14 protein-coding genes are annotated in these 15,001 nt (G+C 71.9%); 7 read left to right on the top strand and 7 right to left on the bottom strand.

The features are described 5' to 3' along the window. Nucleotides 1–69 precede the first annotated feature (69 nt). The 3 genes from ACF07N_RS11645 to ACF07N_RS11635 all read right to left on the bottom strand — a co-directional run bounded on the left by ACF07N_RS11645 (nucleotide 70) and on the right by ACF07N_RS11635 (nucleotide 3,543). Entirely contained in the window at nucleotides 70–1,470 is a 1,401-nt protein-coding gene (locus ACF07N_RS11645; RefSeq protein WP_383340287.1) for an NAD(P)/FAD-dependent oxidoreductase, read from the bottom strand. Nucleotides 1,471–1,705: 235 nt separating this feature from the next. Continuing rightward, the gene (locus ACF07N_RS11640; RefSeq protein WP_392111183.1) at nucleotides 1,706–2,935 is read right to left on the bottom strand and encodes a DUF6545 domain-containing protein; all 1,230 of its coding nucleotides are present in this window, start codon (nucleotides 2,933–2,935) and stop codon (nucleotides 1,706–1,708) included. Further along, nucleotides 2,932–3,543 carry a toxin-antitoxin system, toxin component family protein gene (locus tag ACF07N_RS11635; protein WP_392111180.1) on the bottom strand — a complete coding sequence of 204 codons (612 nt, stop codon included), beginning with the start codon at nucleotides 3,541–3,543 and terminating at the stop codon, nucleotides 2,932–2,934. Before ACF07N_RS11635 ends, ACF07N_RS11640 begins: the two co-directional genes overlap by 4 nt. Nucleotides 3,544–3,792: 249 nt before the next feature. Here ACF07N_RS11635 and ACF07N_RS11630 point away from each other — a divergent pair, with 249 nt between their 5' ends. From ACF07N_RS11630 to ACF07N_RS11615, 4 genes are all read left to right on the top strand, one after another. Then, on the top strand, nucleotides 3,793–5,151 hold the full coding sequence (locus tag ACF07N_RS11630; RefSeq protein WP_392111177.1) for an extracellular solute-binding protein: 1,359 nt from the start codon (nucleotides 3,793–3,795) through the stop codon (nucleotides 5,149–5,151). Beyond that, the gene (locus ACF07N_RS11625; RefSeq protein ID WP_392112375.1) at nucleotides 5,151–6,089 is read left to right on the top strand and encodes a carbohydrate ABC transporter permease; all 939 of its coding nucleotides are present in this window, start codon (nucleotides 5,151–5,153) and stop codon (nucleotides 6,087–6,089) included. The genes ACF07N_RS11630 and ACF07N_RS11625 overlap by 1 nt, the downstream gene beginning before the upstream one ends. Continuing rightward, on the top strand, nucleotides 6,086–6,919 hold the full coding sequence (locus ACF07N_RS11620; protein WP_392111174.1) for a carbohydrate ABC transporter permease: 834 nt from the start codon (nucleotides 6,086–6,088) through the stop codon (nucleotides 6,917–6,919). Before ACF07N_RS11625 ends, ACF07N_RS11620 begins: the two co-directional genes overlap by 4 nt. Nucleotides 6,920–7,009: 90 nt before the next feature. Beyond that, the gene (locus ACF07N_RS11615; protein ID WP_392111171.1) at nucleotides 7,010–8,524 is read left to right on the top strand and encodes an alpha-N-arabinofuranosidase; all 1,515 of its coding nucleotides are present in this window, start codon (nucleotides 7,010–7,012) and stop codon (nucleotides 8,522–8,524) included. 10 nt (nucleotides 8,525–8,534) lie between these two features. Here the strand turns inward: ACF07N_RS11615 and ACF07N_RS11610 are convergent, their stop codons facing one another. After that, nucleotides 8,535–11,360, bottom strand: a complete 2,826-nt coding sequence (locus ACF07N_RS11610; protein WP_392111168.1) for a beta-galactosidase — start codon at nucleotides 11,358–11,360, stop codon at nucleotides 8,535–8,537. Nucleotides 11,361–11,437: 77 nt separating this feature from the next. Here ACF07N_RS11610 and ACF07N_RS11605 point away from each other — a divergent pair, with 77 nt between their 5' ends. Then, nucleotides 11,438–11,896, top strand: a complete 459-nt coding sequence (locus tag ACF07N_RS11605) for an RrF2 family transcriptional regulator (RefSeq protein ID WP_383322954.1) — start codon at nucleotides 11,438–11,440, stop codon at nucleotides 11,894–11,896. A gap of 372 nt (nucleotides 11,897–12,268) precedes the next feature. Beyond that, nucleotides 12,269–12,919 (top strand): DUF4360 domain-containing protein, encoded by a 651-nt coding sequence (locus tag ACF07N_RS11600; protein ID WP_309093499.1) that lies wholly within the window; start codon nucleotides 12,269–12,271, stop codon nucleotides 12,917–12,919. Between the two features lie 47 nt (nucleotides 12,920–12,966). Here ACF07N_RS11600 and ACF07N_RS11595 read toward each other — a convergent pair whose 3' ends face one another. Further along, the gene (locus ACF07N_RS11595) at nucleotides 12,967–13,530 is read right to left on the bottom strand and encodes a dihydrofolate reductase family protein (protein ID WP_392111164.1); all 564 of its coding nucleotides are present in this window, start codon (nucleotides 13,528–13,530) and stop codon (nucleotides 12,967–12,969) included. A gap of 99 nt (nucleotides 13,531–13,629) precedes the next feature. On the opposite strand from ACF07N_RS11595, the gene ACF07N_RS11590 reads away from it, so the two are divergent. After that, nucleotides 13,630–14,181 carry a YciI family protein gene (locus tag ACF07N_RS11590; RefSeq protein ID WP_392111162.1) on the top strand — a complete coding sequence of 184 codons (552 nt, stop codon included), beginning with the start codon at nucleotides 13,630–13,632 and terminating at the stop codon, nucleotides 14,179–14,181. Nucleotides 14,182–14,184: 3 nt separating this feature from the next. Here ACF07N_RS11590 and ACF07N_RS11585 read toward each other — a convergent pair whose 3' ends face one another. Beyond that, entirely contained in the window at nucleotides 14,185–14,367 is a 183-nt protein-coding gene (locus ACF07N_RS11585; RefSeq protein ID WP_392111159.1) for a DUF397 domain-containing protein, read from the bottom strand. Beyond that, the coding region (locus ACF07N_RS11580; RefSeq protein WP_392111156.1) for a DUF5753 domain-containing protein at nucleotides 14,364–15,001 on the bottom strand (638 nt) is incomplete at its 5' end. The genes ACF07N_RS11585 and ACF07N_RS11580, both read right to left, overlap by 4 nt.

Below are 15,001 nucleotides of genomic sequence, written 5' to 3'. Positions count from 1 at the left end.
CGCACACGGACCGGGGGACACGGACCGGGGGACACCGGGGCAGGGGCCGGGACGGCGGCCCCTGCCGGTTCAGCGGTCCGTACGGTCCAGCCGCCGCAGGATCTCCCGTTCGTCCTCCGTCAGCGGCGCCCCCACCGCCGCCGGCAACGGCGGCCCGCTCAGCGTCGCCAGCACCGTCGAGGGCCGCAGCAGCCGCGCCGGGCCCTCCGTCATGCTCATCACGTCCCACACCGCCGACGCCGCCGTGTACGAGCCGGTCGCCGTGCGGATCATCCTGCGGGTGTAGGCCGTGACCAGCCGGTCGGCGACCCCGGGCGAGCCCCCGCGCGTCCCGGGGTACCAGACGTCCTGGCTCACCGCCATCGTCCACGCGGCCTCCACCGGCCTGGCCGCCCGCCGCTGCACCCGCCGGGCCAGCCCCGGCGCGTCGAGGCCAGAGCGCCGCAGCTCCCGGTCGAGCGCACGCGCGCCCAGCGCGGCCACCGACATGCCCTGCCCGTAGGCCGGGTTGAACGTGGCCAGCGCGTCACCGAGGACGACGAGACGGTCGGGCCAGGAGCGCACCTTCTCCAGGTACCGGCGGTGGTTGCTGGTGCTGCGGCTGACGTGGACGTCGGTGAGCGGTTCCGCGCCGGAGATCAGCCGGCCCACGATCGGGTCGGGCAGGTCCAGGGTGTACCGCAGGAACGCGTCGGGGTCGGACGGCGGTTCGCCACCGCCCCGGGTGCCGGCCAGGCTGACCATCCAGCGGTCGCCCTCGATCGGCAGCACCATGCCGCTGCGGCCGGGACGCCCCTGGTACGGATCGGCCTGCACCATCGTCAAGGGGAAACGATCCGCCCCCTCGGGCGTGCGGTACAGCCGGGTGGCGTTGACCAGGCCCGCGTCCACCGTCTTCTCGCGCACGTCGCCGACGCCCAGCCCCGCCAGCCAGGTCACGATCCGCGAACCCCGGCCGCTCGCGTCCACCACGAAGTCGGCGGCGAGGTCCTCGTCCCCGGCGGCGGTCGACAGCCGCACCCCGGTCACCCGCTGCCGCGTCCCCGTCAGTTCCAGCACCCGCGCCTTGCGGATCACCACCCCCGTGCTGTCCAGCACGGCCCCCCGCACCGCCCAGTCGAGCAGGGCCCGGGTGCAGGTCAGCATCCGCGGTCCGGGGTGACGCCAGCGCCGGAACCAGCCCTCGGGCGTGAGGGCGACCATGCCCGAGCCGAGCGGTATCTCGTGCGCCCCGGCGGCGAGCAGGTGCTTGCGCATGCTCACGCCCGGCACCAGCTCCTCCATGGGGGCCAGGCCGCCTGCCATGAGGAGGTGCGCGTGACGTCCCTGCGGCAGGCCCCTGCGGTGCTCCGGTCCCTCCGGCAGGTCGTCGCGGTCGAGCACGATCACCTCGTCCGCGACGGCGGACAGGGCCGCCGCGGCCAGCATGCCGGCCAGACCCGCTCCGATGACGACAGCTCTACGCGACATGCGACTCCTCGCACTCAGCCATGAAGGCTCCTTCGCCCCGAGGGCATTCCCCGTCGTCCGGCGGTGGCCGTGCAGCGCACAACACCGGGCGCAGGCACCGGTTTCGAGCCATGGGGGCCTCGTTCCGGACGGCTCTCACCGTACCTTCACGTACCGTCCTCGCGGCCCCCCGTGCGCGGCTCGTCCGCGGGGCCGCCGAAGACGGCAGGGGCGACAGGGGGCGGCCGGGGCGGTGTCAGCCGGCGAGCGACCTGCCGTCCGCGTGGTCGTGCGCCAGGGCGCGGATCGCCCGGAGGTCCTCGGTGCGGCGCAGCGCCCGGGACACGGCGCCGATCTCGCGCAGCAGGTCCGTGGTGTCGCGGGCGCCGGTGTCCTCGTCCTCCCGTGTCCGGTTCCCGGCGTCGGCCGCGTCGAGGATCGCCGCGGTGGCGGCGAGTGCCTTCGCCCGGTCGGGCGGGTGACCGAGGGCGAGGGCGGCGTCGTGGAACCGTGCGCGCCGGTCCTCGTCGACGTGCCGGGCCAGCGGCAGCAGCACGTCGCGGATGAACGTCTCCCGGCGCACCAGCCGCAGCTCCGGCGTCGCGCGCAGCAGGAACGGGACCCCCGCGCCGTTGACGGACTTCATCAGCAGGTACAGCGGCCGCAGTTCGTGGTGGGCGAGCCGGACGTGCCAGCGGCCGTGCAGGTACTGCCCGGCGTGCGGGAGGATGAAGCCGACCGCGATGAGCACGGCGGACAGGCAGGCCAGCGGCGGGGCGACGGCGGTGCTCAGCCAGTCCACGTCCCGCCCGGCCCAACGGGCCACCACGGCACTGATCTTGGCGGCGTCGAAGAGCAACTGGGCCGCGTAGCCGACGCCGAGGAACTTCAGCCCCCAGCGCAGCAGCGAGTCGAGCCCGTCCGTGCGGACCCAGTTCCAGATCAGCCCGTTGGTGACCAGCGCGGCCACGGTGTGCGCGAGCAGGTACAGCACGATCACCTCGCGCATGTACGGGGTGTTCGCGTAGTACGTGTCGAGGTCCCGCAGCCGCTCCACCGGCACGTCCGCGAGTGCGAACAGCACCCACATCGCGACGATCACACCCGAGTAGACCGCCACGACCCCGCGCATCGCCCGGCGGGTGCGGGCGGAGCGGTCGGACAGGCCGTTGCGCCAGGAGATGATCAGCAGCAGGCAGAAGGCGCAGAACGCGGTGAGCAGCGAGTAGACCCAGGGTCCGGAGAAGTTCGCGACACCGGTGAGCCGGTTGACCCGGGCGATCGTCGACGGCGCGACGAAGACGAACACCGCGCAGGCGAGCAGCAGCAGCCCGCCGACCGCGCGCAGCATCGGGTCCTGCCAGAGCCGGATGATGCTCGGCAGCTTGATGGCCAGGGCGGCGGCCAGGACCCCCGCCGGGATCCACCAGAAGTTCGGATAGAACTGGTTGACGAACTCGACCGGGGTCAGTGCCACCGTCGTCACGGTGCCGCACCTCCTCGCGGCCCCCGGTAGTACAGCGACCGCTGCACGGGTTCGAGGGGGGTGTCGGGGCCGCGCCCGCCCGGCAGCAGGGTGCGGCAGCCCGCCGCCAGCCGGTGCCCGAAGGCGTCGGCCTCGGCCTCGTCGTGTTCCCGGGAGCCGTTGCGGGCGGCCACCGCCAGCGCGACGTCCTCCCACCCCGGCCGGTCGGCGAACGCGTGGGCCGCCGCCGCACCCGCGCCCGGGTGGTGCCCGTGCCCCGCGTGCAGGTGCCACAGCTCATGCCCGAGGATGACCAACTGCTGCACCGCCTCGGCCCGTTCCTCCACGATGACCAGGTCGAAGTCCTGGAACTCCACCCACAGGCCGGTCACTTCGATCTCGTCCGGGAAGCACTCGAAGCGCAGCTCCACCGGTCGCCCGCCGCGCCGCGCGCTCATCTCCTCGCACAGCGCCCGGCACAACGACCGCACGTCGGCCGGTGCCTGGGGTCTCGCGCGCACCGCGGCGGTGAGTTCGGCGGCCAGGCCGCGCAGGGCCGCGCCGCGGCGCGAGCGCCCGAGTGCGGCGGTGACTCGGGCGGCCATCGTCCGCGCGCCCGCGATGTCCATCGCTCCCCCTTCTCACCACCGGCCGGCGGCTTCGGCAGCCCGTACGAGACTACGCGCCCGAAAGTGTGCGCGTCATGCGATCCGGGGTCCGATGTTCAACGGGGAACGACCGTTCGTGCCCGCAAAGTCCTGCTCAATGTGTGACCGGACCATTGACGCGCCCGCGCTTCGAACTTACGGTCCCGTTCGAAGTGACGAGCGACATCCGAAATACCGAACGGACCTGGACATCGATCGTAAGGGCAGGGCATGGGACGACCTGGCCTGGACCGCAGGCAACTTCTCGGCGGGCTCGGCGGACTCTTCGTCGCGAGCAGCTTCGGGTTCGCCGCCCTCGGCACCGGAGCCGACGCACTCGCCTCCGACGCGAGCACCCGCGTGCGCTACTGGAACCTGTTCAGCGGCGGCGACGGCGCCAACATGATCGCGATGCTGGACGCCTTCCGCGCGGACCACCCCGGCATCGCGGTGAAGGACTCCACCCTCCAGTGGGGCAACCCCTTCTACACCAAGCTGGCCATGGCCGCCGCGGGCCACCGCGCCCCCGACCTCGGCGTCATGCACCTGGGCCGGGTCACCGGCTTCGCACCCGGCCGCCTCCTGGACCCCTGGGACACCGCGCTGCTGGCCGAGTTCGGCGTACGGGAGGAGGACTTCAATCCGGCGCTGTGGAAACGCGCCGTCGTCGACGGCAAGCTCTACGCCCTGCCCCTCGACATCCACGTCCAGCTCTGCTTCTACCGCAAGGACGTGCTGAAGAAGGCCGGACTGCTCGGCGCCGACGGCCGTATGGTGCCGGTCGGCTCACCCGAGGAGTGGTTCGACGTCCTCAAGGAGGCCAGGAAGGCCACCGCGAAGGGCCTGCAGACCATCGGCTTCTGGCACAACGACCAGAACTTCCAGTGGTGGTTCTTCGTCGCCTTCTACACCCAGCTCGGCGGCACCTGGTTCGACGCCGCCCGCACCGAGGTCACCTTCGACACCGGCAAGGCCGTCCAGGTCCTGGAGTTCCTGCGCCGGCACGTCACCGACGGATTCGCCGACCCGGGCTTCGGGGGCGGCGCGGGCGCCGAGCAGTTCCTCAACGGCTCGCCCTTCGTCTGGGAGGGCAACTGGTCGGTGCCCGTCTTCTCCGGGGCGAAGCTCGACTACGGGGCCACCCCCCTGCCGCCCGTCTTCGGCAGGCCCGCCACCCACGCCGAGTCGCACGCCTTCGTCCTGCCGCACCAGTCCGGCCGCGGCGGCGCCACCGACGAGGCGGCCCACCGGCTCGCCGCCTACGTCGTCCGCCACGCCCGGCAGTGGGCGGCCGGCGGCCACATCCCCGCCTACACGCCCACCCTGTCCACGGCCGCCTACCGGAAGCTGGACCCGCAGAGCGAGTACGTCTCCGCCATGGACCACCAGGCCAACGAGCCCAAGGTGTGGTTCGCCGGCTCCACCGGCATCCTCGCCCAGCGCGTCGGCCCGATCGTCGTCTCCGCCACGACCGGCTCCGCCGGACCGGAGACCGCCGCCGGCCGCATGAGGAGCGCCCTCACCGGACTGCTCGCCACGAAGAACCCCATGGACGGCAGGACCGCCGCCGAAGGAGGTGCGGCCGCGTGATGGCCACCAGCGCCCAGACCCTCGCCGTACCCGCCCGCGCGCGCACCGCCGCCGCGGGCGCCACCCTCCGCCGCAACCAGGGCTTCCAGCACGGCGGCTGGTTCGTCGCCCCCTTCCTGGCCCTGTTCGCCCTGTTCGTGATCTGGCCGCTCCTCAAGGGCGTCTACCTCAGCTTCACCGACGCCAACATCACGGGCGAGGGCGCGAGCTTCGTCGGCCTGGACAACTACCGCGAGGCCCTGCGGGACCCCCTGATGTGGGACTCCCTCGGCCACAGCGCCTACTTCACCGCCCTGGTCGTGCCCTGCATCACCGTCCTGGCCTTCCTCCTCGCGATGCTCGCCCACCACATCGAACGCGGGAAGTGGCTGTGGCGGCTGTGCTTCTTCGCCCCGTTCCTGCTGCCGTCCACCGTCGCGGGCAACCTGTGGCAGTGGCTGTTCAACCCCGGCACCGGCATGGTCAACCACGTCCTCGGCCTGGAGACCCCCTGGCTGACCGACAAGTCCTACGCGATGCTCGCCATCGTGATCATGACCCTGTGGTGGACCGTCGGCTTCAGCTTCCTGCTCTACCTCGCCGCCCTCCAGGGCATCCCCGGCCACCTCTACGAGGCGGCCAGGCTCGACGGCGCCAACGCCTGGCACCGCACGGTCCACATCACCCTGCCGATGCTGCGCAACATCACCGGCCTCGTCGTCGCCCTGCAGATCCTCGCCTCGCTCCAGGTCTTCGACCAGGCCGTGGTGATGCAGGACTTCGGCCCCGGCCCCGAGGAATCGACCCGGACCTTCGTCCAGTTCACCCTCGAAGAGGGCTTCACCAGCTACCGCGTGGGCTACGCCTCCGCGATCTCCGTCATCTTCTTCGTGATCATCGCGGCCGTCGCCCTCGCCCGGATGTGGCTGCTGCGCAACCGTGAGGAGAGCGCCCGATGACCAGCAAGGCGTGGAGCCCCGCCCAGATCGTCCTGACCCTCCTCGCGGCGGCCGTCTCGATCGTCTTCCTGGCCCCCTTCGCCTGGGCCCTGTTCACCTCCCTCAAGTCGGAGACCGAGGCCGTCGAGGTGCCCCCGCACTGGCTGCCCGAGGACGTCACGGGCCAGGCCTGGCAGGCCCTGTTCGAGGCCGGCACCCTCACCAACTGGTTCGTGAACTCCGTGGTCGTCTCGGTCTGTGTGACCGCGGTGGTGCTGCTGGTCGGCGCCCTGGCCGGATACGGCTTCGCCCGCACCGAGTTCCGCGGCAGGAACCTGCTGCTGGGCCTGGTCATGGCGGGCCTGATGATCTCGCCCGCGGTGCTCGGCGTCCCGCTGTTCACGACCGTCCAGCAGATGGGGATGGTCGACACCTACTGGGGCATGATCCTGCCGCAGTGCGCGCCCGCCGCGATGGTCTACATCCTGTACAAGTTCTTCCAGGGCCTCCCGCGCGAACTGGAGGAGGCCGCCTTCATCGACGGCGCGGGCCGCTGGCGGGTCTTCTTCACCATCGTCCTGCCGCTCTCCCGCCCCTCCCTGGCCGCGGTCGGCATCTTCACCTTCATCGCCTCGTGGAACAACTTCCTCTGGCCGTACATGGTGACCAACAACCCCGACCTGATGACCATGCCGAACGGCATCGCGACCGTCATGAACTCCTACGGCATCCAGTGGGCCCAGCTGATGGCCGGGGGCCTGATGGCGGGCCTGCCCCTGATCATCGTCTTCGTGTTCTTCCAGCGCCAGATCGTGGCGGGCGTGGCCCACACCGGCCTGGCCGGGCAGTAACGCCCCTCCGGGGCGCGGGGAACTGCGCGAACGACCCCCACAGGCCCGCGGCCGCCACCGAGACAGAACCACCCACCCCGAAAGGCGAACATGCACAAGGCCCGCTTCACCCTCGACCCCGCCTTCACCGTCGGCGAAGTGAACCCCCGGCTCTTCGGCAGCTTCGTCGAGCACCTCGGCCGCTGCGTCTACACCGGCGTCTTCGAACCGGACCACCCCACCGCCGACGACAAGGGCCTGCGCCAGGACGTCCTCGCCCTCGTCCGCGAACTCGGCGTGACAGCCGTCCGCTACCCCGGCGGCAACTTCGTCTCCGGCTACAAGTGGGAGGACTCGGTCGGCCCCGCCGCATCCCGCCCCCGCCGCCTCGACCTGGCCTGGCACTCGACCGAGACCAACCGCTTCGGCCTGTCCGAGTACATCGACTTCCTGCGCAAGATCGGCCCGCAGGCCGAGCCCATGATGGCCGTCAACCTCGGCACCCGCGGCGTCGCCGAGGCCCTGGAACTCCAGGAGTACGCCAACCACACCGGCGGCACCGCCCTGTCCGACCTGCGCGTGGCCCACGGCGACAAGGACCCGTTCGGCATCCGGCTGTGGTGCCTGGGCAACGAGATGGACGGCCCCTGGCAGACCGGCCACAAGACGGCCGAGGAGTACGGCCGCCTCGCCGCCGAGACGGCCCGGGCCATGCGCCAGCAGGACCCCGGCGTCGAACTCGTCGCCTGCGGCTCCTCCAGCCAGTCCATGCCGACCTTCGCCGCGTGGGAGGCGACGGTCCTGGAGGAGACGTACGACCTCGTCGACTACATCTCCCTGCACGCCTACTACTGGCCCGAGGACGGCGACCTCGACTCCTTCCTCGCCTCCGCCGTCGACATGGAGTCGTTCATCGACAACGTCGTCGCGACCGCCGACCACGTGGGCGCGAAGCTCAAGTCGAAGAAGAGGATCAACCTCTCCTTCGACGAGTGGAACGTCTGGTACCTGCCCGAGTGGGAGGCCCGCGCCAAGACCTTCGAGCAGCACGACTGGCCGGAGGCGCCGCGCCTGCTGGAGGACAACTACAGCGTCACCGACGCCGTCGTCTTCGGCTCGCTCCTCATCGCCCTGCTCCGGCACGCCGACCGGGTCACCGTCGCCTGCCTCGCCCAGCTGGTCAACGTCATCGCGCCGATCATGACCGAGCCGGGCGGCCCGGCCTGGCGGCAGACGACGTTCTTCCCGTTCGCCCAGGCCGCGCGGTACGGCCGCGGCCAAGTCCTCGACGTGCGCGTGGACTCGCCGACGTACGAGACGCGCAAGTACGGCGAGACCGACCTGCTGCACGCCACCGCCGTGCGCGGCGAGGACGGCGCGGTCACCGTCTTCGCCGTCAACCGCAGCAGGACCGAGGCGCTTCCCCTGGAGGTCGCGCTGAACGGGCTGGACCTGTCGTCGGTCGTCGAGCACAGCGCCCTCGCGGACGCCGACCCCGACGCCCGCAACACCCTCGACGACCCCGAGCGGGTCACCCCGCACACCGTCGACGGCACGGCCCTGCGGGACGGCACCCTGACCACCACCCTGGAGCCGCTGTCCTGGAACGTGATCCGGCTGGCCTGACGGCGCCCGGTCACACCGGCTTGACGGGCACCCCTCCGGCCGCGGCACCGAGCAGCGTCAGCCGCACGGTCCCCGGCCCGGAGGGTGTGGTCCCGTCGGACAGCACGGCCAGCGCCAGTGTGTTGGCACCCCGTGTGCGCAGGATCCCGTTCGGCAGCACGAACATGTGCTGCGGGCCCACGTCGTTGATGTACTGGCCGAGGTTCCAGCCGTTGAGGAAGATCTGCACGCGGTAGGCCCGGCCCGGGTCGTCGTCGAGGACGAGGCCGACCGAGGCGTCCACGCCCGGGTCGACGTCCAGCCGGAAGCCGGTGCGGTACCAGGTGACGCCCTGCCGCCGCTCGGCGCGGGGCAGCCGCGTCTCCTTCCAGTCCCGGTCGTCGTGCTCCGGCAGGTGCCAGCCCTCGCGCTCGCCGTACAGCCCGCCGTTGTTCATCGGCCCGCGCACCGGGTCGGGCACGGTGGCGCCCTGGATGCGCCAGGTCACCTCCGGTCCGGCGCCCTCGAAGGTGACGGCGGTCAGCCCGCGCGCGGCCTTGTGCGTGTCGCGCGCCCGGCCGTCCATGTCGTGCTGCATCGGCCGCACGAGCACGGACAGCACGTGGCGCGCCTCGGGCTCCTCCTCCCGCAGCCGCTCGCGCAGCTCCTCCGGCAGGCCGAAGGCGGCCTTCGCCGTCCACGTCCCCTGCCGGGCCCGGCTCCGGTCCGGCACGGGCATGCGGTGGGTGCCCAGCGGTTCGCCGTCCAGCCAGGCCATCAGCAGGCCCTGCGTGCCGGTGCTGTAGGCGAGCGACACCGACTCGACGCCGCTCGCGCCCGTCCACGTGCCCCGGTACCAGACGTCGCCGTAGTGGAAGCCGTAGTCGTCGGCGAAGAGGACGGGCTGCCCCTCGGGCACGGGCGTGGTGCTGAAGGTGGTCGTGCGGTCGGCCGTCGTCCACTCCGAGTCGTCGAAGTCCGGCTCCGCCTCCGGGTTCTCGGCGCGCCGCCGCCAGCCGTCCAGGGCGGGCAGCGCGGGCCGGGTCACCCCGGGCAGCGGCCGCAGCGCGAGCAGGCTGCCGGAGGCGCTGATCCGCGTGGGCACCGGGCGCCCGTTCCACGTCACGTGGGTGATCCCGCGCGGCCCCCACACCTCCAGGCCGGTGGCGCCGATGGTGTCGCCGGTGAGGTGGACGGTGGAGCCGCGCAGCTCGGCCGAGCGCAGCAGGGCCGGGCCGTAGACGAGGAGCGGACCGGACGGCGTCTCCCAGGGCCACAGGCGCAGGGCGGTGGCGTCGTCGGCGAACAGCACCAGCATCGGTGTGTCCACGCCGTCGCCCTCGACCCGCACCCGGCTCAGCCCGCCCGCGCCGAGCGGGGCGGTGATGTTCAGCTTGCCGAGGTTGTACGCCCAGGCCGGCTCGGCGTCCAGCCGCATCGGTGTCGGTTCGTCCGCGCACTCCAGCACGACCTGCGCCATCTCACCGCGCCGCCCGGTGAACACGGCGATGTCCTGCCGCCCGGCGGTCAGGCTCAGCATGGGCTGCACGGTGGAGTGCACCAGCGTCCGCCGCCCGAGTCGCAGCCCGGCCGCGATCAGCTTGGCGTCCCGGGCCCCCACGGTGACCGGCACGTCGATCCCGGCGTCCGGCAGTGTCGTGGACACGGCCTCGCCGGTGTCGTTGCGCAGGACGTAGACGTGGGCGCCCGTGTCGGGGTTGGTCAGGTGGTGGACCCCGATCCGCTCGTCGGTGGCGCGCACCCGCTTCGCCGGGTCGAGCTTGGCCAGGTCGGGCACGTGCCGCAGCAACTGCCCGATCTGGTGCGACGGGGCGAGCTTCGGGGTGGCGTTGCGGGCCTCGTCGATCGCGGCCCCGCAGTCGTACGACGTGTAGACCGTGGGCGCGGGGAGCCAGCCCCAGGAGGTGCCGCCGTACGTCATGGAGACGTGGTGCAGCGTGCTGCCGCCGCCCGCGAGGCCGGTCAGGTGGAGGCGCCGCTCGTACGCGGCGTCCCGGATCCGGCGCGCCTCGGCGTAGCCCTTGCCGCCGAACGAGGAGCCGCCCCACGGGTCGGACGGGACCCCGGTGCCGAACGACCCTGACGCCCAGCGCCCGTTCCTGCCCATGCCGCCGGGGAGGAGCGGCACGTCGATGCCGTCGGCGCGGACCTTTTCGTACAGGTACGACCGGTAGGCGCGCCCGGCCGGCTCGCCGACGCGCGCGTCGTACTCGTCCTCGATCCGGTACAGCAGCACCGTGCCCGTGCCGCGCGTGAACAGGCGCCTGGCGACGACGGCGTTGACGGCGGTCAGCCATTCGTCGACGTACCGCAGATACGTCGGGTCGGAGGTGCGGGCCGTGCCGTCGGTGGCGGTCAGCCAGCCGGGGAGGCCGCCGGCGTCGACGTCGGCGCCGATGTACGGACCGGGCCGCACGATCACGTACAGCCCCGTCTCGGCGGCCGTGCGCAGGAAGAGGTCCAGGTCGCGCACGCCGGTGAAGTCGTACCGGCCGGGCGCGGGGGAGTGGTGGTTCCAGGCGACGCACACGCTGACCGCGTTGTGGCCGTGGGCGCGCATCTTCTCCAGCACGTCCCGCCACAGCGACGGGCTCGGCAGCCGGAAGAGGTGCATCTCGCCCGGCCACAGGACCAGGCGGCGGCCGTCGATCAGCAGGGAGTACCGGTCGAAGCCGATCTCGTGCCGCCGGCCGTCCGCGCGCGGCACGGGCGGCGGCGGGCCCGTCGGGGCGGTCCGGGCCGGGTTGGCGGAGGTCGGCGACCCGCTGCCGGTCAGCGCGAAGCCGAGCGCCGCCGTGCCGGCGAGAGCGTGGAAGGTACGCCTGCTGAGCTCCAAGGGAGCGCCTCCTGTTGTGCCATGCCATGCGTGGTGCGTGTGCTCAATGTCTACAGGGTGACCGCGACAATGGTCCTATGAGGATCTCGGCACGTGCGGACTACGCGGTACGAGCGGTCGTGGAACTGGCCGTCCGGCAGGGTGAGGGGCCGGTCAAGGCGGAGGCCGTCGCCACCGCGCAGGACATCCCCCACAAGTTCCTGGAGGGGATCCTCGGCGATCTGCGGCGCGGCGGTGTCGTCGACAGCCGCCGCGGCGGGGGCGGCGGCTACCGGCTGGCCCGGGAGGCGGACCGGATCACCGTCGCGGACGTGATCCGCGCCGTCGACGGCCCGATCGTCTCCGTGCGGGGCGAGCGCCCGACCGGCCTCGCCTACACCGGCACCGCCGAGCCGCTGCTGCCGCTGTGGATCGCGCTGCGCGCCAATGTCCGCCGGATCCTGGAGGGCGTGACGATCGCCGACCTCGCGGCCGGGGCGCTGCCCGAGCCGGTGGAGCGGCTCGCGGCGGAACCGGCGGCCTGGGAGAACCCGTGACGGGCCGCGCCCGCGGCTGGGCGGGCGGCGGGGGACGGGTCCGTGGGTGATCCTCATCGCGTCCTCGGGGCCTCGGTCGACGCACTGGTAACGCACCCTATGCGCCCGGCGGCACGGGCGCGGCCACGGGGCCGGGCCGGGTGCGGGACGTCCCCCGCCTCACCTCGGCCGATGGGCGACCGATGTGAAATCCCGTGCTGTGAATGGCCGGAGAGCGTCCTGGCCGCCCCCCGTGGCCCTGCGTACGATGCGACCGCTCCCGGCCTTCACAGCTCCTCCATCGCACGGACACAGGCCGGGCGCACATGCGCTGTCGTCTTGACATGCCCATGTCCAATCTGGATCCACCCCCCACGAACGGATGGGAGAACCATGGCCGGTGGCCTGCTCCTGAGCGGTGCGATCGCCGCGCTGCTCACCAGCGCACTTCCCGCACAATCCCCGTCCTCCGGGTTCGTCGACCCGCCCCCGGACAAGATCGTCATCAAGGTCGCCACGGTGAACGGCTCCGGCTGTCCCCAGGGCACGGCCGCGGTCGCCGTCTCCGAGGACAACACGGCCTTCACGGTGACCTACAGCGACTACCTCGCCCAGGCGGGCGGGAACTCCGACCCCACCGCGTTCCGCAAGAACTGCCAGCTCAGCCTGATCGTGCACGTCCCCCAGGGCTTCACGTACGCCATCGCCAGCGCCGACTACCGGGGCTTCGCCTCGCTCCAGCGCGGAGCGAGCGCCACCCAGCGGGCCTCGTACTACTTCCAGGGCTCCCCGAGCACGGCGCACCGGAGCCACCCCTTCAGCGGCCCGTACAACGACAACTGGCAGGCCACCGACGAGACGGACTGGGCCCAGCTCGTCTACGCGCCCTGCGGCGTCCAGCGCAACTTCAACATCAACACGGAGATCCGGGTCAACGCCGGTACGCAGGCGGCGGACAAGGTCAGTTTCATGACGATGGACTCGACGGACGGGGACATCAGCACGGTGTACCACATGGCGTGGAAGGAGTGCCCGGGCCGGTAGGAGGCCGGGGGCCGGAGCAGGAGCCGGCCCCCGGCGAGGCCGGCCGTCTAGCGCTTCACGCGGTGGCGCAGCAGGACGACGTGCGAGCTGAACGTGCGGGTCTCCACGAGTTCGAGATCCACCCGGCGCTCGCTACGGGGGAAGAAGGGAATGCCGCCGCCGACGAGGACGGGGTAGACCATGGCCCGGTACTCGTCGATCAGCCCCAGGTCGGCCGCCTGCGCGGCGAGCGTCGCACCGCCGATCGCGATCTCGCCCTCGCCCGGCTCGGCCCGCAGCCGCTCGATCTCCTCCGCGAGGCTGCCGGAGGCCAGGCGGGCGGCGCCGCGCACCTCGGACAGGGTGGTGGAGAAGACCACCTTGGGAAGCGGGTTCCACAGCCCGATCCATTCCAGCTCCGCCTCGTCCGGGGTGGTCTCCTGCTCGGCGGTCTCCCAGTACAGCATCGTCTCGTACAGCCGCCGCCCCATCACGTGGACGCCGACCTGCCGGATGTCGTCGATCCAGTAGCGGAAGACGTCCGGGAGGGGCTCCGACCAGTTGAAATCGCCGTCGGGCCCGACGATGTAGCCGTCGAGCGAGACGTTCATCGAGTAGGTCACGCTGCGCATCAAAGTCCTCCTGGTCGACGGATCCGACCTTACGACCGCCGGGCGAGGCGGAACTCATCGCGACGCGCGCGATCCGGGAGGTTCGCGGTTGGATGAGGCATGGAGTTCTTCTGCTACCACCGTGACCGGCCCGGTTCCCTGCCGCTGCGCCAGGAGCTGGGCGAGGCGCACTGGGCCTACATGGACGGCTACGAGGCGGAGCTGATCGCGCGGGGCCCCACCTTCGCCGCGGACGGGGAGACCCCCACGGGCAGCGTCCACATCGTCGACCTCCCGGATCCCGCCGCGGCCCGGGCGTTCGCCTTCGACGAGCCCAACCAGCGGGCCGGGGTGTACCGGGACGTCCTTCTGCGGCGGTGGCGGAACGTGCTCGGGCGGACCATGTGGGAGTTCCCCGGCGGCCGGTCGGGCGGAAACCGCTACCTCGTGCTCGGCTTCGGCGCGGGGCCGGGGGTGGATCTCGACGTCCCGGCGGCCGTGCGCGACGACCTGATCGCGTACGGGCCGCTGCTGTCCGACGACGGTGCCGTGTGGGTGGGTACGGCGGCACTGGTGCGGGCCGCTGACGCGGAGGCGGCGGGTGCCGTACTGACCCGGGACGCGTACGCCGAGGTCGAGGTGCACGCGTGGGAGTTCGGGGGGCGGAGGTGAGGGTTACTCGCCGGCGTGCGTGAGGAAGGCGGACCAGGCGGTGGGGGAGACGCGGAGTTCGGGGCCTTGCCGGTTCTTGGAGTCCCGGATGTGGATGGTGTCGGGGCAGGCGGCGACTTCCAGGCAGTCGCCGGAGCCGCTGCTGCTGTAGCTCGACTTGAACCACGTCAGTTCACTGGTGCTCATAGGTCTCCTCGCAGGCGCTGCAACAGGCTCACGGAGTCTGAGAGGGAGAGAGCCTGTGCTCGCATCCTGGCATACCTCCTTTGCAGCACGCTGACTACTTTCCGGTCACTGATCAGCTGGCCGCTCTGCTGTCCTTCGAGGTACGAGAACCAGTGGTTCTCTGGGGTTTCCAACAGTTGGAGAGGACCGTGCAGCCCGGCATGGGACTCCTGCCTCAACGGCATGATCTGGATCTCGACGTTGCGCAACTGCGCGACCCTCAGCACATGGTCGATGAGGTCGCGCGTGACCTGAGCCCCGCCTGTGCGCCGTAAGAACACGTGCTCTTCGACGATGAAGCTGAACGCGGTGTTCGGACGCTCCTGCAGTAGCCTCTGCCGCTCCGCTCGTGCGGTCCACTGAGCCTCGACCTGCTCGTCGCCCAGCGGGGGCAACTCGTCGATGAACAACTGGTGTGCGTATGCCTCCGTTTGCAGGAGGCCCGGAACCATGCGGCACTCGTAGGTGTACAGGGTGATCGCCACCTGCTCCAGCTGAGCCCAACGTCGGAACCATGCCGCCAGACCCGGCTGCCGCTCCAGGCGTCCCGCTGCCTTCTGGAGGACGCCTGCCATACCCAAGGCCTCCTCCGCGC

The sequence above is a fragment of the Streptomyces sp. NPDC015242 genome (assembly GCF_043079125.1).
In the GTDB taxonomy this organism is placed as follows: Bacteria; Actinomycetota; Actinomycetes; order Streptomycetales; family Streptomycetaceae; genus Streptomyces.
Note: the sequence above shows the minus strand (reverse complement) of the source record. Positions and strands in the feature narration are given on the sequence as shown.